This window comes from Haloarcula sp. NS06 (genome assembly GCF_051122755.1).
Lineage (GTDB): Archaea > Halobacteriota > Halobacteria > Halobacteriales > Haloarculaceae > Haloarcula.
This window is the reverse complement of the sequence record NZ_CP184844.1, coordinates 1480777-1502110: the sequence shown is the minus strand read 5'-3', so window position 1 is coordinate 1502110 and position 21334 is coordinate 1480777. Positions and strand designations below refer to the sequence as shown.

The 21334-nt window shown below is 64.1% G+C and carries 18 protein-coding genes and 1 pseudogene; 12 read left to right on the top strand and 7 right to left on the bottom strand.

Features of this window, described 5'->3' with window-relative positions:
• Positions 1–200: 200 nt before the first annotated feature.
• From ACODNH_RS11540 to ACODNH_RS11530, 3 genes are all read left to right on the top strand, one after another.
• Entirely contained in the window at positions 201–398 is a 198-nt protein-coding gene (locus ACODNH_RS11540) for a hypothetical protein (RefSeq protein ID WP_004516407.1), read from the top strand.
• Between the two features lie 102 nt (positions 399–500).
• A complete protein-coding gene (locus ACODNH_RS11535; protein ID WP_306710396.1) occupies positions 501–1553 on the top strand; it encodes a quinone-dependent dihydroorotate dehydrogenase in 1053 nt (350 codons plus the stop codon).
• 39 nt (positions 1554–1592) lie between these two features.
• Positions 1593–2069 (top strand): RDD family protein, encoded by a 477-nt coding sequence (locus ACODNH_RS11530; RefSeq protein ID WP_306710394.1) that lies wholly within the window; start codon positions 1593–1595, stop codon positions 2067–2069.
• Positions 2070–2123: 54 nt separating this feature from the next.
• Here the strand turns inward: ACODNH_RS11530 and pheT are convergent, their stop codons facing one another.
• From pheT to ACODNH_RS11505, 5 genes are all read right to left on the bottom strand, one after another.
• Positions 2124–3878 carry a phenylalanine--tRNA ligase subunit beta gene (pheT, locus tag ACODNH_RS11525; RefSeq protein ID WP_306710392.1) on the bottom strand — a complete coding sequence of 585 codons (1755 nt, stop codon included), beginning with the start codon at positions 3876–3878 and terminating at the stop codon, positions 2124–2126.
• A complete protein-coding gene (locus tag ACODNH_RS11520) occupies positions 3878–5389 on the bottom strand; it encodes a phenylalanine--tRNA ligase subunit alpha (protein ID WP_306710390.1) in 1512 nt (503 codons plus the stop codon). Before ACODNH_RS11520 ends, pheT begins: the two co-directional genes overlap by 1 nt.
• A gap of 276 nt (positions 5390–5665) precedes the next feature.
• The gene (locus tag ACODNH_RS11515) at positions 5666–7315 is read right to left on the bottom strand and encodes a tryptophan--tRNA ligase (RefSeq protein ID WP_306710388.1); all 1650 of its coding nucleotides are present in this window, start codon (positions 7313–7315) and stop codon (positions 5666–5668) included.
• Positions 7316–7446: 131 nt separating this feature from the next.
• Positions 7447–8457 carry a tRNA-intron lyase gene (gene endA / locus ACODNH_RS11510; RefSeq protein ID WP_306710386.1) on the bottom strand — a complete coding sequence of 337 codons (1011 nt, stop codon included), beginning with the start codon at positions 8455–8457 and terminating at the stop codon, positions 7447–7449.
• 87 nt (positions 8458–8544) lie between these two features.
• A complete protein-coding gene (locus ACODNH_RS11505) occupies positions 8545–9267 on the bottom strand; it encodes a topoisomerase DNA-binding C4 zinc finger domain-containing protein (protein WP_434531400.1) in 723 nt (240 codons plus the stop codon).
• Between the two features lie 118 nt (positions 9268–9385).
• Here ACODNH_RS11505 and ACODNH_RS11500 point away from each other — a divergent pair, with 118 nt between their 5' ends.
• Complete coding sequence (locus ACODNH_RS11500; protein WP_306710383.1) at positions 9386–10042, top strand: HAD family hydrolase; 657 nt, start codon at positions 9386–9388, stop codon at positions 10040–10042.
• Between the two features lie 195 nt (positions 10043–10237).
• On the opposite strand, the gene ACODNH_RS11495 is transcribed toward ACODNH_RS11500, so the two are convergent.
• Positions 10238–10477, bottom strand: a complete 240-nt coding sequence (locus ACODNH_RS11495; RefSeq protein WP_005536497.1) for a hypothetical protein — start codon at positions 10475–10477, stop codon at positions 10238–10240.
• Between the two features lie 205 nt (positions 10478–10682).
• Positions 10683–13052, bottom strand: coding sequence for a DEAD/DEAH box helicase (locus ACODNH_RS11490; protein ID WP_306710494.1), 2370 nt, complete (start codon positions 13050–13052; stop codon positions 10683–10685).
• 188 nt (positions 13053–13240) lie between these two features.
• On the opposite strand from ACODNH_RS11490, the gene ACODNH_RS11485 reads away from it, so the two are divergent.
• The 8 genes and pseudogenes from ACODNH_RS11485 to ACODNH_RS11450 all read left to right on the top strand — a co-directional run bounded on the left by ACODNH_RS11485 (position 13241) and on the right by ACODNH_RS11450 (position 21328).
• A complete protein-coding gene (locus ACODNH_RS11485) occupies positions 13241–14074 on the top strand; it encodes a class I SAM-dependent methyltransferase (RefSeq protein ID WP_306710379.1) in 834 nt (277 codons plus the stop codon).
• A 188-nt stretch (positions 14075–14262) separates the two neighbouring features.
• Positions 14263–15160 (top strand): annotated as a pseudogene (lipA, locus tag ACODNH_RS11480) (lipoyl synthase).
• A gap of 117 nt (positions 15161–15277) precedes the next feature.
• Positions 15278–16543: a hypothetical protein gene (locus ACODNH_RS11475; RefSeq protein ID WP_306710375.1), complete on the top strand. Its 1266-nt coding sequence runs from the start codon at positions 15278–15280 to the stop codon at positions 16541–16543.
• Positions 16544–16641: 98 nt separating this feature from the next.
• Positions 16642–17010 carry a helix-turn-helix domain-containing protein gene (locus tag ACODNH_RS11470; protein ID WP_058993208.1) on the top strand — a complete coding sequence of 123 codons (369 nt, stop codon included), beginning with the start codon at positions 16642–16644 and terminating at the stop codon, positions 17008–17010.
• Position 17011: 1 nt separating this feature from the next.
• On the top strand, positions 17012–17350 hold the full coding sequence (locus ACODNH_RS11465) for a DUF7521 family protein (protein ID WP_306710371.1): 339 nt from the start codon (positions 17012–17014) through the stop codon (positions 17348–17350).
• Between the two features lie 172 nt (positions 17351–17522).
• The gene (pdhA, locus tag ACODNH_RS11460; protein ID WP_306710369.1) at positions 17523–18629 is read left to right on the top strand and encodes a pyruvate dehydrogenase (acetyl-transferring) E1 component subunit alpha; all 1107 of its coding nucleotides are present in this window, start codon (positions 17523–17525) and stop codon (positions 18627–18629) included.
• On the top strand, positions 18626–19624 hold the full coding sequence (locus tag ACODNH_RS11455) for an alpha-ketoacid dehydrogenase subunit beta (protein WP_011224532.1): 999 nt from the start codon (positions 18626–18628) through the stop codon (positions 19622–19624). Before pdhA ends, ACODNH_RS11455 begins: the two co-directional genes overlap by 4 nt.
• Before the next feature lie 3 nt (positions 19625–19627).
• The gene (locus ACODNH_RS11450) at positions 19628–21328 is read left to right on the top strand and encodes a dihydrolipoamide acetyltransferase family protein (RefSeq protein ID WP_434531399.1); all 1701 of its coding nucleotides are present in this window, start codon (positions 19628–19630) and stop codon (positions 21326–21328) included.
• Positions 21329–21334: the final 6 nt, after the last annotated feature.

Sequence of the window (21334 nt, the reverse complement as noted above, 5' to 3'; positions counted from 1 at the left end):
ACCCCCCAATCCGCCCTCCGTCAGGGGGTGCTTTTATACACTGATGCCATCGGGTGCCGCTTCGACCCCCCAGACCAGCCAGTTCAAGCCAAATATTCGGACTAAGATCGTCACGCGCGTCCACAAAACCGCCACCCAGCGACCGACGGCACGGTAGACTTAAGTGTATCCTGCGGTGAAGTGCGGAGTAGGATAGCGCGATGGTGCGAAAGAAGAAGCTTAGCCCGAGTGGCGCCAAAGATGAGGACGGCGAGTACCACAACGTACATATCAACATTCACGAAGACGAGCTAGCCGTCGCCGGGATGGAGATCGGCGATGAGGTGTTCGTTCGCGTCCGTGATAACAAGATTATTATCCAGAAAGCAGACCCGGAAGAGGTCGAACACGACTTTTGAGGCACCATCGACGGTGACACAGTACCACTGGGGGCTGTTGGGGCCGACACCCGATCTCGGTCGGTCACCACCGTTCTTTGAAGCAACCGGACCACCCACACAATGAGACCCTACGATATCGCGAAACCACTCTTGTTCTCGCTGCCAGCAGAAACCGCCAACCAGAGCGTCCACCGACTGCTAGAAGCAGTCGACGGCACGCGCGTCGCCGACATGATGGCCGACCGCTACACCGTCGCTGACGACCGACTCGCAGTCGAGGCGTTTGGCCACACTTTCGACAACCCCGTTGGGATCGCCGCCGGATTCGACAAGAACGCGACCATCCCCGAAACCTTGGCGTCGCTCGGCTTCGGCTTCGCCGAGGTCGGCGGCGTCACGGCCAAGCCACAGGCGGGGAACGCTCGCCCGCGGATGTTCCGACTGAGAGAAGACGAGGCAATCATCAACCGGATGGGACTGAACAACGACGGGGCCATCGTCATCGGCGAGCGGCTGAAGAACATCGACGCCCCGTTCCCAGTGGGTGTCAACATCGCCAAGACGGAACACGTCGGAACGGACGAGGCCCCAGACGACTACCGGACCACGTACGAACACGTCGCGGAAGGCGGTGACTTCTTCGTCATCAACGTTTCCTGCCCCAACTCCGAGGGGTTCGAGGAACTCCAGAACCGTGACGCAATGGAAGCCATCCTAGGCGAGCTACAGGACGCAGGCGCGGCCCCACTGCTCGTGAAGCTCTCGCCGGACCTCCCCGAACCGGCAGTCGAGGACGCGCTGGATATAGTGACCGAGCTGGACCTAGATGGCGTCGTTGCAACGAATACCACGACGGAACGGCCCGCCAGCCTGCGCTCGCCGAACGCGGTCGAGACAGGCGGCCTCTCAGGGAAACCAATCGAGAACGAGGCGACCGAGATGGTGCGGTTCGTCGCCGAACGCGTCGACGTGCCCGTTGTCGGCGTCGGCGGCGTCTCGACAGCGGAGGGCGCATACCGGAAGATCCGCGCCGGGGCCTCGCTCGTCCAGCTGTACACCGGCCTAGTCTACCGCGGTCCGTCCATCGCCCACGAGATCAATTCGGGACTGCTTGACTTGCTCACGGAGGACGGCTTCGACTCAGTCGAGGACGCCGTTGGTGCGGACCTGTAGCTAGCGAATCTTGAAGTACAGTTGCAGCGAACCGGCGACATGGCCGACACCCGCCGCACACTGCATATCGCATCCTGGGATGACCGCTTTCTAGCGTGGCTCCTCGACATCCTGCTCGTCGGTGTCGTCCTCTCCGCACTTGGCGAGGCGGCTGGTGTGTTCTCGCTCCTGACCGGCAGTCTGTCGGTTACAACCCCAGTCACCGGCCTGAACGGGCTCGGCCTGTTCGTGTACTGGACGGCCCTCGAAGGCCGACAGGGCCAGTCGGTCGGGAAGATGGTGCTGAACATCGCTGTCACGGACGAACGCGGCGACGACATCGACTACGGTACGGCAGCCATCGAGAGCTTTGGGAAGGCGTTCCTGCTTCCAATAGATATTCTCGTTGGCTGGCTGGCCTACGAAGAAGACGGGGTACGGCTGTTCAACAAACTCTCCTCAACTATCGTCATCGAGACCGACGAAGAAGAGGGGAGACCAAGCGACGTGGAGTACGTGTATCCAAGCGACAGGTAGAGCAGAGGGGCAACGCAAAGCGAACCGAGCGCTCGCTACGATTCGCGGCCGTACCTATTCCAGTGCGTCCAGACGGAACTCGAACGCTGCGACTGGCAGTTCCAGATCGTGCTCGACGAGTACCTTCGGGTGAATTTCGCCGATGACACCGACCGACTCACCGTCGAGGACGACTTCTGCGGCGCGGCCGCCGATGAACGCTGGATGTGTGGTCGGAGGCGTCGAGAGGTCTTTGTCGAAGGCGTCGGCGAGCGCTTGCAGGCGGGCCTTCGCATCCTCGTATGAGGCGTCCGTGCGCGCGAGCGCTGCGGCGACAGTGCGATGCTCAGCAACGCCAGTGTTCTCCGAATCGTCAAGACCGGCGGCCAGCCCGATTTCCGCGAGGTCCTGCGGGTAGCTCCGGTGAGTGTTGTTCTCCAGTACCATCATGATGGACGGGAGTGCCCACGTCCGGAGGATGGTGTAGTCCTCGCTGTAGGGCTCCTGAATGGTGACCGGGTCAGCCAGGCCGACAGTGTCAGCGTCGTTTCCGTCTTCGGCCTCCGGCGTCGAGAGATTCATCCGCTCAAAGTTCTCGACCTCGTTTATCATGTGGAAGTTCAGCAGGTCCTCGAAGCCCAGGCCGACAAGCGCGTCGCGGGCAGCGTCCTCAAGCCGGGAGCGTTCATGCCGACCGCCGACCGTCGACACGTCGGGATACGTCGGTTCGAGGCTGTTGAACCCAAGCGCCCGACCGATGTCGTCGATGATATCCAGTGGGTGAATGACGTCGACGCGGTAGGGCGGAACCTCAACCTCGTATGCCACACCGTCGTCAGATTCCGTCTCGGTGGCATCGAGGCCGGCCCGCTCGGCGTAGTCGATGACCTCGCGGTTGTCCAGTGAAACGCCGAGGATGGACTCGATGCGGTCGTGTGTGACTGTCTTCGTTCGGACCGAGAAGTCCGGTCGTTCCAGCGTCTTGCCAGCGTACTCGCCGGGCGCGTCATCGGCGTAGGACACATCAACCTTCTCGACCTGCCCGCCGCGGGCTGCGAGCGCGTAGCAGACGATGTTGCACATATGGTCGATGGTCCACTGGTCGGTCCCGGTCATCTCGATGAACAGATCCCGGGAGTCGACGCTGACCTCGGTCCGGCGGCCGTTGATAACCGGCGGGAACGAGAACAGCCCGATAGCGTCGTAGATGGCCGGCACGCGGTCGAAGTCGGCCACAAGGTCACCGTAGGTCTGGCCGGTCTCGTGGGACGCCATGACCTCGCTTGGAGTCATCTCCGCGTCGGCGTCCAGCGGAACGAACGTGGCCTCGTCGGGGTCCGCGCTGGTGTAGGTGATGGACTTGCCCGTCTCGTCCGCGACCGAGTCACCTTTCAGCATTGTGAGGTCGTGAACCCCAATCGCGCCTTTCGCCCGCTTGCGCCCCATCGTCGCGTGGAGCTTCTCCTGCAACTGGATAAGCGATTCCAGTGCAGCCTCGTCCATATCCAGGCCGCGGACGATAGCGCCGGTGACGTAGGGCCGCTCGTCAGGCTGGTCCTCGACCTCAATGCTCCAGTCGGCGCTGTTCGTGTTGGGGATATCCACCCCGCGGTCGTCGCCGTAGTGGTAGCGAAGCGACCGCGCGACACCCTCTACTGAGAGGCGGTCCAGCCGGTCCGGCGCGAACTCCAGTTGGAACTCGTCGTCCTCAGTCCAGCCCTCGAACTCAAGGCCAAGGTTGAACAGGTCCGATTTGAGTTCGTCATCGTCTTTCTCGTCGTGGCCGGTCAGATACCGCAGTTCGTCAGGGTCGACATCGACGACTGGCATCAGCGGATCACCTCCGTCTCCCGCAGCAGTTCAAGATCACACAGCGTCCCGTGCACGTCGCGGATATCTTCGAAGCCGTACATGAGCATGAGTAGTCGTTCGAGCGAGAGACCCCACGCCATTACGTCGCAGTCGACGCCAAGCGGCGTGAGCACCTCATCGCGGAAAATCCCGGAGTTGCCGACCTCGACGACCTCGCCGGTCTCGGGGTGGGTACCGAACAGTTCGAAACTCGGCTCCGTGTAGGGGTTGTAGTGGGGCTTGAACTCCAAGTCGGTGATGCCGAACTGCTCGTAGAACTCCGTGAACGTCCCCATCAGGTCCCGCACGGAGAGGTCCTCGGCCATCACCCAGCCCTCGATCTGGAAGAACTCAAGCAGGTGCGTCGGGTCGAGCGTGTCGTTGCGGTACACCTTCTCGACGCTGAAGTAGCGCTCGGGCGGGTCGAGTTCGCCGACCTGATGGCCCGAGAGATAGCGCATCGACAGCGAGGTGGTGTGGCCGCGCAGGTCCATCCCGCGGGCGATATCCTCGGTCCACGGCGAGTGGTACCCCTCGCCGTCGGGGCCGACACCCTCCTTGTGGGCCGAGCGGACCCGTTCGACGAGGTCCGGTGGGAGGTGACCGATCTCTTCGGGCTCCTCCAGGGCGAACTGGTCCCAGTGGGTCCGGGCCGGGTGGTCCTGTGGCATGAACAGACAGTCGTTGATCCAGAATTGGGCGTCTGCGTGGGGGCCTTCCATCTCGGAGAAGCCCATGCCGACGAGCGTGTCCTTCACGCGGTTTGCCGTCTGTCGGAGGATGTGTTCCTTGCCGTGGCTCACGTCCTCGGCGTCGGCCTCGACGTTGTACTCGGTGAAGGCCACGTCCTCCCACTCGCCGCTGGTGAGCAGCTCGGGGGTGAGCTGGTCGACCGTCGCGGCGGCTTCGACGCCCTCCATCAGCGCGGTGACGCCGTCGTCAGTGAGCTGGACCGAGCGGACGGTTTCCTCACGCACATCGAGGAGGCCACGCCGTTCCAGCTGGTTGAGCGCGTCCGTATCGGCGTCCTCGACGCGCCCGTCGGCGACCGCCTCCAGCGCGAGCATCTCGGGGTCGGAGCCCGGGTCTGCGTCGGAGTTGGCCGTGATCTCGCCGCTGTCAATCTCGCCGTAGGCCTTGCGGGCGTAGTTCGAGAGCGCGATATCGACCGCGCCGCCTTCGAGGCCGGACGCACCAATGACCTGTCCCATCTGGACCGGGCCGTCGGCAGCGCCGGCGTCGATAGCCGCCTCGTAGAGGTCCTGTTCGGGCAGGCTCTCGCGGACGTACCGGTCGCCCTCCTCGGTGAGTTCGTAGTGTTCCAGCGTCTCTTCTGAGACGGCAAGCAGTCCGTCGGCTTCGAGTTCGAACGCCGCTCTGGTGGCCGCTTCCGGCTTGAGGTCAGCCTCCGCAGCCACGTCGTCGATACGCCTGTCTTCCTGTGCGTCGGCGGCCTGCAGGACGGCCACCTGTGCCTGTGGTCGTTTCATACGGGTCTCTCGGTCTTGTGGGGATAACCGCGGGTCGCTCAGTTAACGGTTCTCACTTCCTGCTCGCGGTTTCATCCGACCACACCTCTCGACGCCGTCAGAGTCCACACGCGATCAGGCAGCGAAAAAGAAGCCGAACCCCGGACGGTCGGATAGCTGGCAAGCAACGCCGGCGCAATGGGATTCGGGTGCCATGTCTGAGCGGTTGTGACTGGTAGATATAAACGTTGTGCGTGTACTCGTTTCGACACGAAACGGGCGGTGGCGGCCCGGTTCTCAGTCCGCGCTCGTCGGCGCGCGGTCAGAGTCGAGGTCGATCTCGAGTTCGTCGAGCCTGTCCTCCCACTCCGCACGTTTCTCTTGATGATCTTCGAGGAACTCTTCCATCAGTTCGGCGGCCTGTTCTTTGCAACCGCCACAGAGGCGTTCGCCGCCGACGCACTCGTCGTACACCTCTTTGGCGAACTCGTCGTCGTCACCCGAGAGGAGGTAGGCATACAGTTCGTATACCGGGCACTCGTCGGCTTTCCCGCCTTTCTCACGCTGTTCCTCGGCTGTAGAGCGGCCGCCAGTGGTCGCCGATTTCACTTTGTCGTAGCCGTCCTCCGGGTCGTCCAGCAGCGAGATGTGCGAAGCTGGAATCGACGAGGACATTTTGCCGCCGGTGAGGCCAGTCATGAACCGGTGGTAGATGGACGACGGTGGCTGAAAGCCGTAGCCACCGTTGTCGAGTTCGACCTGTCGGGCCAGTTCCTCGGCCTCGGCGTGGTCCAGATCGAACGTATCGATGTGTTCGTCGTATACCCGCTTCTCGCCGTCGATGGCCTCGATAAGGGCCTCGAAGGCTACGTCGGTGGCGTTGCGGTCGAGGAACCGGATGCGCGGTCGGAGCGGCTCCTTTCCGGCCTCGTCGAGTTTCGCGACGACGGACTCGCGGGCGTCGGCGGGCGCTGGCTGGTGGTCGCGCAGCCAGTCGGCGGCCTCGCCACACCGCGGTCGGTCGGCGTCCTCGGCGTACTCCTCGCGGGCGTCGTAGGCCTGGCGGAGCAGTGTCCGCTCAACCCCGTCGGCTTCGAAACTGGCGAAGGCTTCCGTCACACCGAAGTACCGCATCCGGGCGGCGAGGTCCCGTGCCAGCCGCATGTGCGGGTCCTGATCCGGGCCAACGGGGATGACCGTCGGCTTGGGCTCGTCCAGTTGCGGGTAGAGGATGTCGGCCATCTGCGTGACGACCGACTGCATATGGGAGACGTCGGTCTCACCGTCGAAGTCGTAGATGGCCTGCAGTTCCGAGAAGTTCGCTTCGGCCCCGAGTTCGAACGCGAGGTCCTGCACCTCGCGGTTGTCGGACTGGCGGTACAGCGTCCCATCGTCGGGGTCAAACCCGAGCGCGAGCAGCGACAACAGGTAGTTTGTCGCGTGCTCGTCAATTTCGTCCCACGACAGCCCACGGGCGCTGTGGGCTTCGAGGTCCGCGATGAGTGCGTAGGCGTCCCCGCCCTGCTGTTGATGCCAGATGATCTCGTCGAAGACGAGCTTGTGGCCGATGTGGGGGTCGCCGGTCGGCATGAACCCCGACAGCGCGGCGAAGGGGTCATCGTTGCGCATCGCCTCGGCGACCGGTCGATAGTCCCGGTGGCCGAAGATGACACCCCGCCGCATCAGGTAGTGAGGGTTGGGGACTTCCGGGAGCACCTCGTCGAACTCCTCGATACCGAACTGCTCGAACAGCTTGCGATAGTCGGCGATAGTCGAGGAGCCCCACGGGTCGAGCGTCGCCTCGTCGGCCCCTTCAGCCTCAGTGCCGCCGTCCGGTAGCACTGGTTCGTCGCCGGAGCTTGCGTCAGGCTCCCGCCACGCTCCGCCCGACTGGCGGCGGTCCTCGTCGGGCGATACGTCGTCGTGGTGGGAGTCGTCCGTTGTCATGGATGTGGTCGGCTCGCGGTGAGCCACGTTACAGGTGCTTTGGTTCCGGTCGGCGCAAAAAGGGTTCGTTTCGATGCGCCGACCGGACCGGCGAACAGACACCAACCGGCCGACCCCGACACGCAGCCAACTCAGGGCGTCAGTCGCTCGACGGCGATCCACTCGATATCGCCGTCACCGCCGTCCGTCGTGAGCGCGAACACCATCGTTTTCCGGACGCCGTGGGCGAGCCGCACGTCCAGTGCGAGGTCCCGTGGCTCGAAACGGTGGTTGGCCGGCAGCACCCGCACCAGTAGCTCCGAGTGGCCGAGGTTTTCGGCACTTTCGACGGCGGCATAGGTCCGGAAGTCCGCGCCGAATTTGAAGCCGGTCTTCGGCGCGACACCGCTCGCTCGCAGCGCCGCATAGACGGTCAGACGGCGGTCGAAACGGTCGCCCTCGACCTCGCGGCCCCGCTCAACGACAGCATCAGCCCCGCCATCGACCGTAAGCAAATCCTCCTGTGCGAGATACGCGGCTTCCACGAGCGAGAGCTGGACCGCGCCGTCGTCGCCAAGTTGCTGCCCGTAGAACGCCTGGTCGTAGAGTTCCGCCGGCGGTTCCCAGCACACCACCCGCTCTCCGAGGAGTTCGCCCGCCGTCGCTGGGACGGCGGCGTCGCTGGTCCCGGAAACCTCGCGTCGGTCGGTATCGAGGTACGTCACTTCGCTCTCCTCGTCGACGACCGCCAGCACGCAGTCGCCCAGATCAGTGGCCACAACCGTGTCACGCTCGCCAACTATCCTGACGCGGTAGGCGACCTCGTTGTCCCACGGCCCCTTCCCGCGCGGGTAAACCACGAAGTCGGCGCCCGTGGCGTCATCGACCCACCCCTCGCGGGCCGGCGTAAGGTAGAAACCGCGGTCACGGAGGTCTTTGTAGACGGCGAAATCGACCTCGGAGACGGCCGCCGACCCGAGGAACGCCCGGAAGTCCATGCCGTCGATGCTTTCGATATCCCCGCGGTAGAGGAGGTGTGCGGCCTCCACCGGTGCCAGGTCGATGTCGCCGCTACGGACCTTCCCGTAGCCGCGCGAGTCGTAGAACCGCTCGCGCGCCTCGTAGCCGGCCCGCACGACAGCACCGTCGAGCGTCAGTTCCATGCCCTGACGTGGCCCCCGCGGCGACAAAGCCCCTACGGGTCCGAGCCGTCGGCGAGACTGGATGGTGCAGGTGTGGAGGCCCAGCCTTCACCCCCGTTCTTCGCAGGAACTGTCCAAACAGCGCGTGCCGCCAGCGGTTTCGAACAGCGGCAGGCCGCAGTCACAGTCGCCGACGACGACGCCGGACGGTATCGAGAAACCAGTGTCACAGTCGGGGTAGTGCTCACAGCCGGCGAGCAGGCCGCCACGGCGGAGAATCAGCAGGTCGCCGTCGCAGTCAGGACAGTCCCACTCGCGGTCGAAGGCCGCGGTGACAGCGTCGTCCAGCGAGTCACACTCCCGGTCGAGGCACAGTTCGAACGCTCGCCCGCGCTCCACTCGAAGCGTGGGGAGTCCGCAGTCGTCACAGCGGCCGCCAGTGACCGCGGCATCGCTCGGAATCCCGTAGACGGCGTCACAGCCGGTACAGGTGACTTCGCTCCGAGCGCGGACCAGCGTCCCGGTGCAGTCTGGACAGTCACGTACCGGAACGCCGGCGTTCGAGGCCGGATAGCGGGCACTGCCGTGTTCGTCGTGGGGAACCACCCGGAGGAGTTCGTCGCCGTCGCGGGCAGTCACCGTTCCGTCGTCGATGGTGACGCTTTCGGCGCGCGTGAGCCACGCGACCGGCTGATACCCGGTCGCATCGTGGACGAGAACAGTGTTGTCCGGTTTAACGACGACGAGTACGTCGCCGCGCTGCTCCCGCTCGCGGGTTCCCTCGAAAACGGTCGTACACTCACCAGCTATCACACGGGTTCCGTCGTGCATGGACTGACGTGCCCACATTCCAGTATTTAAACCCTCAGTCGGTGGACGGGGCTTCGTAGCGCGGTCGTCGCTGTCGGAGTCGCAACAGCCAAAGCCGTCGCCGAGCGACGGCAAAGCAATGAGTGTCCCGCCTGCTGCGATCTGTTTCGATATGGACGGCGTGCTCGTCCAGTCCGAAGATCACTGGGTCCGCGCCCAGCGCGAGGAGATTCTTCCGACAGCTGCGCCGAACGACGACATCCCCCTGTCCGCAATTACCGGTCGAAACTACCGAGAAGTGTATCCGGACCTGAACGCCGAGTACGACCTCAAAATCAGCCGCGAGATGTTCGAGAGTCTGTTCGAGGAGCACGGCGAGCGGATTTACGGCGACGAGGCGACGTTCCTCGATGGGGCACACGAACTGCTCGACGACCTGCGGGACGCCGGCGTGGCGCTGGCGCTGACGACCTCCGCACCATGGGTCTGGATCGACGTAGCTGACGAGCGCTTCGACCTCCTCTCGAAGTTCGACGTCGCCATCAGCGCCGGCGACATCGATGGCCCCGGCAAGCCGGAGCCGGACATCTACGAGCGCGGTGCGGCGGAACTGGGCGTCGCGCCCGAGGACTGCTGGGCCGTCGAGGACTCCACTGCGGGCGCACGCGCCGCCGTTGCCGCCGGGATGACGACTGTCGGGTTCCGCGGCGACGGTGACGAGACGGACCTATCGATGGTCCACGAGGCCGTAGATGACGCTTCGGCACTTCGAGAGGTGCTGTTAGGCGGTGTATAATAGTCGGTTCTGTTGTGTTGGAGATGGCGGCGGACAGAATGAGAGGCAGCTGGAAACAGCTATTCGGCACAGAGCTGGGCCAGAGGCAGAAGCGAGGCTAAGCGAGTGGCAGTGCGGTGGAGATGTGTTCGAGAAGTAGACCCAGAAAGCGGTGTACCGGAAATGCCACGTCAAGGGGAGGAAGACCCGGCCAGGTCAGGCGGGGTCACCGTATCCGCGGCCCGCGAGGAGGCCGAAGACGTTGAGGGCAACGACACCCACGAAGATGAGGAAGCTCTGACTGTCCAGTCCGCCCAGCAGCAGCGGCGGATATGCCAGTGGCGTGACGATAGCCAGCCAGAACGCGATGAATTGCAGGGGACGAGTGAGTGATCGGAGGGCAAGGCTACTTGGGACGGCGTCCGTCGGGGAACGGAAGGGCGATGCACTGGACATTGTGGGCTTCCTCAGTTCTTCATAAGAACCCATACCCCCATATAAACGCCAGACCCTTGGGGAAAATTCGAACTCTTTTCGGAATATTAACCGGAGTTCAGCACCTTTCAGCGATGTTTCACAGAGGCCCATAACGCTTCGAAAATCGTTTATAAATTTTATCGAGTGATCTGAGTGGGTTTCAGAGTGACAACAGAAACAGTGGTTATCGGACAAGCACTGATCGGGTTTCGGTAATCGTCGGGAGCGGCAGCGCAGGGAAGGCGACCTCGACAGTGAAGGTGAGTTCGTCCGCGTCGGCACCGAAGACAGCAACCGGAAGCGTGGCCTGACCGAGATACGACGGCTTGGCGGTCATCTCACGCCCGTTAACCGTGACCCGAAGGCCCGCACGGGCGCTGCCACCGGTGTTTTTCACCGTCACCTCCCGCATATCGTTGTCACCGGGAGCGATTGTCTCGGGGAACTCGCCCCAGTCGATGGAGACAACAGGGAGGTCGCGGGCGTTGGCAAGCACTTGCTCGGCAACGCCCTCGGAGAGCCCAGCACGGACGACCCCGTCTTCACCGGCTTCGACCACGTCGGCGGGCGACGTGAGCCCCGCCGCGGCGAGTTTGCCCGCGCGGCCGCTGGCGACACCGTCGATAGCCGTCAACCCAACAGCATCGGCGCTGATGCCGTGTTCGACGCGAGCCTCGACCCGACAGGCGAGGTTCGCGTAGCGGGCTGGACCGAGCGTGTCGACGAACTCCCGCATCGCCGCGAGCAGGCGCAGGGCGTTCTGGCGGATGACCCACGCGTCGCTTTTGAGTTCTGTCGGCGTCGTCCCGGTCATGCCCGAGCGGAGGATGGCCAACACCTTGCGCTGGCCGGCGTCGAGGCTGTCGTCAACGCTGTCTCCCAGCACCGCGTGGACAGCGTCCTCTTCGTCGGAGCGGGCGCTGACACTGTCGAACTCGGTTGCGCCGGCCACCGCAGTCAGCAGGTCGTCCGCGTCGACGGAGACAGCGGAGTCCGGATCGGCGGCGTCCTGACAGCGTTCAGCGACATCCGCGAACCGGCGTGCGGTCGAGAGCCGGAGGTAGAACTTCGAAGCAAGCTGGCCGAGCCGCGTCGGCTCAACGTTGAGACCGTCCTGCTCAACAAAGCCCTCGTCGACGAGCGCGGAGAGCGTGTCGCTGACCCGGTTCCGGAGGTCGCTGCCAGCGTCATACTGGTCGGGGGCCGACTGCGAGCGGGCGTAGTAAAACGTGGTCGCGAGCCAGTCCATCACGTCGTCCACGTCATCGATGGTCCCGAGCGCGATTTCGGCGTTCAGGTGGGCGTCGAGTTCAGCCGCCAATCGGGACTCGATTTCCTTGCCGTCCCGAAGCAAACGGCGATACTTGTCGGCGTCCGAGCGGTCACAGACGACCCAGGCGTAGCCCATGTCGTCATAGCCCGGCCGGCCCGCGCGGCCGAGCATCTGGAGCACGTCGAGTGGACTCATATCGACCTCGCCTTCGAGCGGGTCGTGGAGTTTGGTGTCGCGGATGACGACACAGCGGGCAGGAAGGTTCACGCCCCAGGCCAGCGTCGAGGTCGAGAAGAGGAGCTGAATCTTACCCTCCTTGAACCACTGCTCGACTCTGTTCTTGTCCTCACGCGCGAGGCCGGCATGGTGAAAGCCCACGCCGTCCAGTACGGACTGGCGGAGCGTGTCGTTCGAGAGGTCGGCGGCGTCGTTGTGAAAGTCGTAGTCCCCGCGTGCGCCCATGGGGATGTCGCGTTCGGTAATCTCGTCGCGGGCCTTCTTCGCTGCCTGTACCGTGTCCTGGCGCGAGGAGACGAAGACGAGCGCCTGGCCCTCCTCGCGGATGTGTGGCTCGGCGAGGTCAAGTGCCCGGTAGAGCCGCCGGTACTTGTCGGCGAAGGCGTTCTCGCCGTGGGAGTAGGTCTTCACGTCGGCGTTGAGTGGGACCGGTCGGTACTTCTCATCGAAGGCGAATGTGGTTTCATCGGGCGCGTCAAGCCAGTCAGCCACGTCGTCGATGTTCGGCATCGTCGCCGACAACGCCACGACGCGCGGGTCACAGAGCCGGCGGAGCCGTGAGACGGTGACTTCGAGCACCGCCCCCCTGCGGTCCGAGTCCAGCAGATGGACCTCATCGATGACACAGCAGTCCACATCAGTAATGAAGGAGTAGCGGCTAGTCTCGTGTTTCCGGGTGGCCGAGTCAGCTTTCTCCGGCGTCATCACGAGGATATCGGCCCGCTCGGCGCGGCGAGGGTTCAGGTCCCGCTCGCCGGTGACGACGTAGACGGAGTAGCCCAGATCCTCGAACCGTTCCCATTCGCTTTCCTTCTCGTTAGTGAGCGCACGCAGTGGCGCGAGAAAGAGCGCGGTCCCGTCCTCGGCGAGCGTCTTGCAGATGGCCAGTTCCGCCAGCGCGGTCTTCCCGCTGGCCGTCGGCGCGCTGACGACGACGTTGTCGTCGCGGTTCAGCAGGGCCGGCAGGGCCGCCGACTGCATCCGGTTGAACTCCTCGAAGGGGAAGGCGTCGGCAAACTCGGGGAGCACCTCCGCGACCGCCACAGTCGGCTCGCTGTCGGTTCTGGATGACACGTCACAGTCGCGGTTCCGCGACGGCAAAGGCGTTTCTATGGGGGAGCGAACGTGTGCGAGAAGCGAGTCCATTCACTGGTTTCGCGACATGACCCGTCGGTGCGAGCGTCCCACACGCCTGCCCAAAAATTAACTCAGCCGGCTGATAGTGCGCAGGTATGCCTATCAGCGACCCCGAGAGCTATTACGACGAGAACGACGAGAGCGAGTGGGACCGCCTGACAGCCACGCTACACGGGCAGTTAGAGTGGACGGGGACAGTTGCACAGCTCGAAGCGAACCTCCCCGACACAGGACACGTCCTCGACGTGGGCGGCGGCGCTGGTCGGTACGCCGTCTGGCTGGCTGAACAGGGATACGATGTCACGCTCGTCGACCCCAGCAAGGGCCAGCGAGCTATCGCACAGGAGAAAATCGCCGAGCACGGGTACGAAGAGCGGGTGGCCGTCGAGGCGGGCGACGTGCGCAACCTCGGGTTTGACCGAGACGTATTCGACGCGACGCTGTGTCTGGGTGGGCCGCTTTCTCATATACTCGACGCTGACGAACGGACGGCCGCTGTGCGGGAGCTTCACCGGGTGACAAAAGCCGAGAGTCCGGTGTTCGCCTCCGTCATGGGGCGGCTCAACTGGCTGGTGCTCTCGCTGGTCGGCAGGTCGGAACACCTCGTCCACGCGGACGAACTCGCCGAAACGGGTGATTACGATAGTTCGTTCGTGGCGCAGCTCGGTCACGAGGCGGCGTTCACCGAGACCCATTTTTTCCGCGCCGACGAGTTCGAGGCGCTGTTAGAGGCAGGCGGAGTAACCGTCGAAACGCTGGTCGGACTGGAGGGGCTGGCGTCAGTACTCGCCGCTCCATCGCTCCGAGAGACCGCTGCCGACCTGTCGGCACACGAGCAGGCCGGTGTTCAGGCGCTCGTAGACGAACTCCGGACGGACCGGACTGTCGTGGATATGTCCGCACATATGCTTGCGGTCTGTCGTGCGTGAGGTGGGCATGCGGGCAGTAGCGTTGACATGCTTGAGTACACAGGCAGCAGTCGTTTCGGCTGGGCCGCCTGGTCGCCCGATTGCCCTGCTAGACGGGATATCACAGAGCACGTGACCCCCGCACGTTTTTGACCGACCCAACCTAACTGCCGGTAATGAGTCGTTCGCGCAAGCCTGACTGGCTGAAGATGCGGCCACCGTCGGGCGAGCGGTTCACCGATATCAAGCAGACGCTCCGGGATCGAAACCTCAACACGGTCTGTGAGGAAGCCAACTGCCCCAACCTCGGGGAGTGCTGGAGCGGGCGCGACGGACCGGGGACGGCGACGTTCATGCTGATGGGCGACCGCTGTTCGCGGGGCTGTAACTTCTGTGACGTGGAGACTGGCGGGATGGACCCGCTGGACTCCAACGAGCCACAGCAGGTGGCCGACGCCGTCGCGGAGATCGGGCTGGACTACGTGGTACTGACGAGTGTCGACCGCGACGACCTGCCCGACCAAGGCGCGGGCCACTTTGCCGAGACGATCCGGGCGATCAAAGAGCGTGACCAATCAATCCTCGTCGAGTGTCCTCATCCCCGATTTTCAGGGCGAGCCGGACCTCGTCCAGAAAATCATCGACGCCGACCCGGACGTCATCGCACACAACATCGAGACGGTCGACCGCCTCCAGTGGCCGGTCCGGGACCGTCGGGCGGGCTACGAGCAGTCCCTCTCAGTGCTTCGGCAGGTCGACCGCGAAAGCGACTGCTACAGCAAGACCAGCCTGATGCTGGGCGTCGGCGAGTACGCCCACGAGGTGTACCAGACGCTGTCGGATCTCCGGCAGGCCGGCGTCGACGTGGTGACGTTCGGCCAGTACCTCCAGCCCTCCCGCTCACATCTGGAAGTCTCGGAGTACGTTCATCCGGATACCTTCGACACCTGGCAGCGGGTGGCCGAGGAAGAGTTCGACTTCCTGTACTGCGCCTCGGGGCCGATGGTCCGGTCGTCCTACCGCGCCGGTGAACTGTTCGTGGAGGCGGTAGTTCGGGACGGCGAAGACGTGGACGTCGCTCGAGAGCGTGCGCGAGCGAGCAATTAGCGACGCCAGCAGAACGCACCCCTCGGGCACGCTCCAGTATTTAAACGTTGTCACAGTCTGCAGCAGGGGCACACCGAGAGCCCTATTTACCAACGTTGCCACCCACGTCCCGAGTGGATGACTCCAGACTGCAACGACCGAACGACTCCCCGCCGCCAGGTACTCCGGGCGGGCGGTGCGACACTTGCGAGCATCCTCGCGGGGTGTAACGGGTTGCCTCCGCTTGGGACGCAATTCAAGTACGGTTCCATCGACATCCCGCAGGCGGAGCCGCCGTCGTATCGCGAGTGGTTTCCAGCGCCGTCGGCGCTACCAGACGCGAGCGATGCCAGCGACGGCTACAGCGCCATCGTTCATGTGCCGCCGCCCACAAATGCCCCGACCTGGGCACGGTCGAGCGCAGCCCGTCGGGCCGTCGTCTCCAACATGGACTACGTTGGCGTCGACATCGACGACATGGACATCACGTTCTTACAGTTGTATGGCACGGGGATGACCGCGATACTGGTTGGCGACATCGACCCGGCCGCGGTCAGGGATACTGTCCGTGAAACGGCCTACGAACGCGTCGATACCCACGCCGGCTACGACCTGTACGAGCGAGGCGACCGCCCGTGGACGGTCGCCGTCGGCCCCGAGGCGATTGTGTTCGGGGATGGCCTGCATGCACGAGCGGTCGTGACCGCGACCGTCGACGCCGGCCGCGGTGATGTCCCGCGATACCACGAGCGCGACGCGAACGTCGCTGCGCTCACAGAGAGCGCCGGACAACGACGCTGGGGGCGGTTGTGGCTTCGTGGCATCCAGAGCATCACGGGCGGCGGGATGCTCGAGGACACCGTCGGCTGGGCCGGCTGGCTCGAACACGACAGCAAGGACGTCTACACTGTCGAGACCTGGCTGTTCCCCGAAGAGTACGATGTCTCGGAGCAGGCAGTGAAAGAGGCACTCAAAAACGACTATCCGACCATGAGCCTCCCGAGCCGTCGCCACGCCAGCGCCGTCGACGTCACCGTCGAGGGTCGCGTTGCGACAATAACGCTGGCCATCAAGCGTTCGTACGTGAACGAGACGTTGGCCCAAAAGACGTCCCAGCTTCCCGCCGTCGCCTGGCGCGCGACACACGACCCCGACGCTGAGCAGGTGACCATCCACCACGACGCCGGCGACTCAGTCCCGACCGACGCCCTCCGTGTCATCGGCGACCTCGACCCCTCGACTATCGACATCGGCCACCTCGGTGGCCGGATGGAACCGGGCGAGTCGTTCACTGTCTCCACCGCTGCCCCCGAAACCGACGACGATGCCGGAATCGGGGTTCGTATCATCATCCACTCGGATAGTGGCTGGTCCGCAACCGTCTACAAACACGAATTCGAATGATTACGACGTCTCCCGACCCCGATATCGTTCCGCCCTCTCCCGCTGACGTGCTGCCCTCCCGCGTGCGAGAACCCGCACGCGACTCCACACCGCAAGTTATGACACTACCCGACGACCCGGACGTGCCCGACGACACGACGCTCGAGGCCGTCGTCGGCCTGCTCGACGACGAGCACGTCCGGACGATCCTCACGGCCACGAGCGGCGACGCGCTGAGTGCGAAGGAACTGAGCGAGCGCTGTGATGTCTCACAGGCGACTATTTACCGGCGCGTCGAGCGCCTGACAGCGGCCGGTCTCGTCGACGAGCGCACCCGTCCGCGGGCCGATGGCCACCACGACACCGTCTACGTCGCGACATTAGACGAGGTGTCGATACGTCTGCGCAACGGCGAACTCCGGTTCGACCTCGAACGACGCGGCGACGACGTTGCCGACCGGCTCACTAGGCTTTGGGAGGACTTCTGAGATGGCGCTTCACGACTCGCTGACGACACTCGAACTCGCAACGACCGCCGCCGCCGCGGCGACCGCGCTTGTCGGCCTCTATATCGGCTATCAGGCCTACCGCGGGCTCCGACGCCACGACAGCCCCCCGATGCGGTACCTCTCTATCGGGATGGTACTGCTGTTCGGCGTCACTTACGCGACAGCCTTTGCCGGCAACGCGCTGTTGCAGGCTGGGTCAGTCCCCCTCGTCTATCAGGATTACTTCCGGTTAGTCGTGCGACTGATCCAACTCTCCGGGCTGCTCTGTATTGCGTACTCGCTGTATCTGACGCGGGCCGATGTCCACGCTAACAACTGATACATCGGAGTTATCGCTTATAAATTAGGTAGAATTTAAATCACTATAGCACGGCTTAGACCCCCATATTCCCAGTAATACCCACGTAGGCGATATTTTTCAGCGCCGCGAAAGCTCTAAACGTAGTGCGAGTGAACAGTCGTCGTATGCCACTTCGACGGAGGCGGTTTCTATGAGTGTCCTCCAACGCGACCCCACGGACAGGGTACAGATTCTCGATGAAAACGGGACAGTGGTCGACGGCGCGACCGTCCCGGACCTCTCGGACGACGAACTGGTAGAGATGTACCGGTATCTCAAACTCGGCCGGCATTTCGACCAGCGGGCGGTGAGTTTGCAACGGCAGGGCCGGATGGGGACCTATCCCCCGATGTCGGGGCAGGAGGCCTCGCAGGTCGGCAGCGCCTTCGCGCTGCGAGACGGCGACTGGGCCTTCCCGAGCTACCGGGAACATCTCGCGATGTACGTCAAGGGGTGGCCCCTGTCGGACGACCTGTTGTACTGGATGGGGTCGGAGTCCGGTAATTCGCCGCCGGAAGACGTTCAAGCGTTCTCGTTTGCGGTCCCGATCGCAACACAGATTCCGCACGCGACCGGGGCCGCGTGGGCATCGAAGCTCAAGGGCGATGACACCGCTGCCCTCGTGTACTTCGGGGACGGTGCGACCTCCGAGGGCGACTTTCACGAAGGCCTGAACTTCGCTGGCGTGTTCGACGTGCCAGCGGTGTTTTTCTGCAACAACAACCAGTGGGCGATTTCGGTGCCACGGGAGCGACAGTCGGCCAGCGAGACGCTCGCCCAGAAGGCCAACGCCTACGGCTTCGATGGCGTGCAGGTCGACGGGATGGACCCACTGGCGGTGTATCAGGTGACTCGCGAGGCCGTCGACAAGGCACACGACCCACCAGAAGGAGAACTCCGCCCGACGATGATCGAGGCGGTGCAGTACCGCTTTGGCGCACACACGACGGCTGACGACCCATCGGTGTACCGCGACGACAGCGAAGTCGAGCGCTGGAAGCAAAAAGACCCAATCCCGCGGATGGAGGCGTTCCTCCGGGACCAGGGCCTGCTCGATGACGAGCGGGTCGACGCCATCGACGAATCGGTTCAGGATGAGGTAGCCACGGCCATCGACGAGGCTGAGGCGACAGAGCGACCGAAGCCAGAGGAGATGTTCGCGGACGTGTACGCGGAGATGCCACAGCGACTTGAACAGCAACTAAACTACCTCGAAGAGCTTCGCGCGCGACACGGCGACGAGGTGCTACTGGAATGAGCACACAGGACGCAAACACACAGAGTTTGACGCTCGTACAGGCCGTCCGTGACGGGCTCTACGGCGAGATGGAACGAGACGAAGACGTGGTCGTGATGGGTGAAGACGTCGGGAAGAACGGCGGTGTCTTCCGGGCGACACAGGGGCTCCACGAGGAGTTCGGTGATGACCGAGTCATCGACACGCCGCTTGCGGAGGCCGGAATCGTCGGGACGGCCATCGGCATGGCCGCCTACGGGCTTCGACCGGTGCCAGAGATGCAGTTCTCCGGGTTCATGTACCCCGCGTTCGACCAGATTGTTAGTCACGCCGCCCGGCTTCGGAACAGGAGCCGCGGCCGATACAACTGCCCGCTGACTGTTCGCGCACCGTACGGCGGCGGCATCCGTGCGCCGGAACACCACTCCGAGTCCAAGGAGGCGTTTTACGTCCACGAAGCGGGACTGAAGGTTGTCGTCCCGTCGACGCCAAAAGAGACGAAGGGGCTGCTGACGGCGGCAATCCGAGACCCGGACCCCGTAATCTTCCTCGAACCGAAGCTCATCTACCGGTCGTTCCGCGAGGAGGTCCCTGACGACCCCTACACCGTCGAACTTGGCGAGGCGAAGGTGCGTCGCGAGGGGGCTGACGTGTCCGTGTTCACTTGGGGCGCGATGACCCGACCGACGGTCGAGGCTGCCGAGGAACTGGCAGAGGAGGGCATCGACGCCGAAGTGATCGACCTGCGAACGCTGTCGCCGATGGACACGGATACCATCGTCGAATCGTTCAAAAAGACCGGACGAGCGACCGTCGTCCACGAAGCGCCCAAAACCGGTGGGCTGGCCGGTGAGATTATCGCCACCATTCAGGAGGAAGTGCTGCTGTATCAGGAGGCTCCCGTTACCCGAGTGACGGGCTTCGACGTGCCCTACCCGCTGTACGCGTTAGAGGACTACTACCTCCCCGAACCCGCCCGCATCAAAGACGGTATCAGAGAGGCAGTGGAGTTCTGACGCATGTTCGAGTTCAATCTTCCAGACCTCGGTGAAGGGGTCGCAGAGGGTGAGGTGCTGACCTGGCGCGTCTCGCCGGGCGACACCGTCACCGAGGATCAGGTCCTTGCGGAGGTGGAAACCGACAAGGCCGCCGTCGACGTGCCGTCACCGGTCGACGGCGTCGTACAGGAACTGCACGCCGAGGTCGGCGAGATGGTACAGACCGGCGAGGTGCTCATCACCATTGCAGAAGAGGGCGACGCCGAAGCGGGTGACGCGGCGGCCGACGGTACGGATGAAGCCGAGCCGACGGGAGCCGACACGGCGCAGGCCGATAGCGCTGCGAGCGAAGCCACAGCAGCCGATGCATCGGAACAGTCGGATGCAAGCACAAGCACGGCCGACGGTCGTGTGTTCGCCTCGCCGAGCGTGCGTCGACTCGCCCGTGAGAAGGGGGTCGACATCGCGGCCGTCGACGGAAGCGGACCGGGCGGTCGCGTCACCGAGGGGGATGTCGAGGCGGCCACAGCGTCAGCCGGCGAGACGGCCGACAGTGACGACGGCCCGACATCGGTCGTCTCGAAGGCGTCCGATGACGGAGACGGGCCGACCACAGCAGTTTCGCAAGTCGACGCGGGCGATACAGACGACGGGACCGCTGTCAAGTCAGCCGTCAGAAGTGTTTCCGGGGACGGACAGGAAGCCGCCAGTCGCGACCAGACGCTGGCGACGCCGGCCACCAGAAAGGCCGCCCGCGAACTCGACGTGAACATCAACGCCGTTCCGACCGACCAGACGCGAGACGGCCAGCCCTACGTCGACGAGTCGGCCGTTCGGACGTACGCGGAGGCCCAGCAGGCCGCGCAGGCAGCCGATGCCGAAGCCGTCAGCGCCGAAGGTGGCGCGGCGGGAACGGTAGCCGAGGCGGGCGGCACTGGGGCCGAATCGACGGCCGTCGAGACAGGCGACGGCGAGCGCCGCGAACCGTACCGTGGTGTCCGGCGGTCCATCGGCGAACAGATGGCGCGCTCCCGTCGAGAAGTGCCCCACGCGACCCACCACGACCAGGTAGTCGTGTCCGGCCTCGTCGAGGCCCGTGATCGACTCGCGCCACTCGCCGAAGAACGTGATGTCACCCTGACGTACACACCGTTTGTAGTGAAATGCGTTGCCGCAGCGCTGGAGCAACACCCGGTGCTCAACACGGCGCTTGACACCGAAAACGAGGAAATCGTCTACAGAGACGTCCACAACATCGGCGTGGCGGCGGCAACCGACCACGGGCTTGTCGTCCCGGTCGTCAACGACGTGGACGGGAAGGGGCTAGTCGAACTCGCCGGCGAAATCAACGACCTCGTGGGGCGGGCCAGAGAGCGGGACATCGAGCGCTCGGAGATGCAGGGTGGAACGTTCACCGTCACGAACTTCGGCGCCATCGGCGGCGAGTACGCCAGCCCGATCATCAACGTCCCCGAGACGGCGATTCTCGGGATCGGAGCGCTGAAAGAGCGACCGGTGGCCGAAGACGGCGAAGTCGTCGCGAAACCCACGCTCCCACTCTCGCTGGCAATCGACCACCGTGTCATCGACGGGGCCGACGCCGCACGCTTTGTCAACACGCTCAAGGAGTATCTGGCAGACCCGACGCGACTCCTGCCTAGAGTAGCCGCTCGGAGTCACAACCGAAAACCAGACCAGTCACTGGAACGACAGGGCTTGTGATGCCCT

Excerpts from the sequence above, each read along its gene's own strand:
- ACODNH_RS11540 (WP_004516407.1), top strand. The coding sequence starts at position 201 with ATGGTGCGAAAGAAGAAGCTTAGCCCGAGTGGCGCCAAAGATGAGGAC.
- ACODNH_RS11535 (WP_306710396.1), top strand. The coding sequence starts at position 501 with ATGAGACCCTACGATATCGCGAAACCACTCTTGTTCTCGCTGCCAGCA.
- ACODNH_RS11530 (WP_306710394.1), top strand. The coding sequence starts at position 1,593 with ATGGCCGACACCCGCCGCACACTGCATATCGCATCCTGGGATGACCGC.
- pheT (WP_306710392.1), bottom strand. The coding sequence starts at position 3,878 with ATGCCAGTCGTCGATGTCGACCCTGACGAACTGCGGTATCTGACCGGC.
- ACODNH_RS11520 (WP_306710390.1), bottom strand. The coding sequence starts at position 5,389 with ATGAAACGACCACAGGCACAGGTGGCCGTCCTGCAGGCCGCCGACGCA.
- ACODNH_RS11515 (WP_306710388.1), bottom strand. The coding sequence starts at position 7,315 with ATGACAACGGACGACTCCCACCACGACGACGTATCGCCCGACGAGGAC.
- endA (WP_306710386.1), bottom strand. The coding sequence starts at position 8,457 with ATGGAACTGACGCTCGACGGTGCTGTCGTGCGGGCCGGCTACGAGGCG.
- ACODNH_RS11505 (WP_434531400.1), bottom strand. The coding sequence starts at position 9,267 with ATGCACGACGGAACCCGTGTGATAGCTGGTGAGTGTACGACCGTTTTC.
- ACODNH_RS11500 (WP_306710383.1), top strand. The coding sequence starts at position 9,386 with ATGAGTGTCCCGCCTGCTGCGATCTGTTTCGATATGGACGGCGTGCTC.
- ACODNH_RS11495 (WP_005536497.1), bottom strand. The coding sequence starts at position 10,477 with ATGTCCAGTGCATCGCCCTTCCGTTCCCCGACGGACGCCGTCCCAAGT.
- ACODNH_RS11485 (WP_306710379.1), top strand. The coding sequence starts at position 13,241 with ATGCCTATCAGCGACCCCGAGAGCTATTACGACGAGAACGACGAGAGC.
- ACODNH_RS11475 (WP_306710375.1), top strand. The coding sequence starts at position 15,278 with ATGACTCCAGACTGCAACGACCGAACGACTCCCCGCCGCCAGGTACTC.
- ACODNH_RS11470 (WP_058993208.1), top strand. The coding sequence starts at position 16,642 with ATGACACTACCCGACGACCCGGACGTGCCCGACGACACGACGCTCGAG.
- ACODNH_RS11465 (WP_306710371.1), top strand. The coding sequence starts at position 17,012 with ATGGCGCTTCACGACTCGCTGACGACACTCGAACTCGCAACGACCGCC.
- pdhA (WP_306710369.1), top strand. The coding sequence starts at position 17,523 with ATGAGTGTCCTCCAACGCGACCCCACGGACAGGGTACAGATTCTCGAT.
- ACODNH_RS11455 (WP_011224532.1), top strand. The coding sequence starts at position 18,626 with ATGAGCACACAGGACGCAAACACACAGAGTTTGACGCTCGTACAGGCC.
- ACODNH_RS11450 (WP_434531399.1), top strand. The coding sequence starts at position 19,628 with ATGTTCGAGTTCAATCTTCCAGACCTCGGTGAAGGGGTCGCAGAGGGT.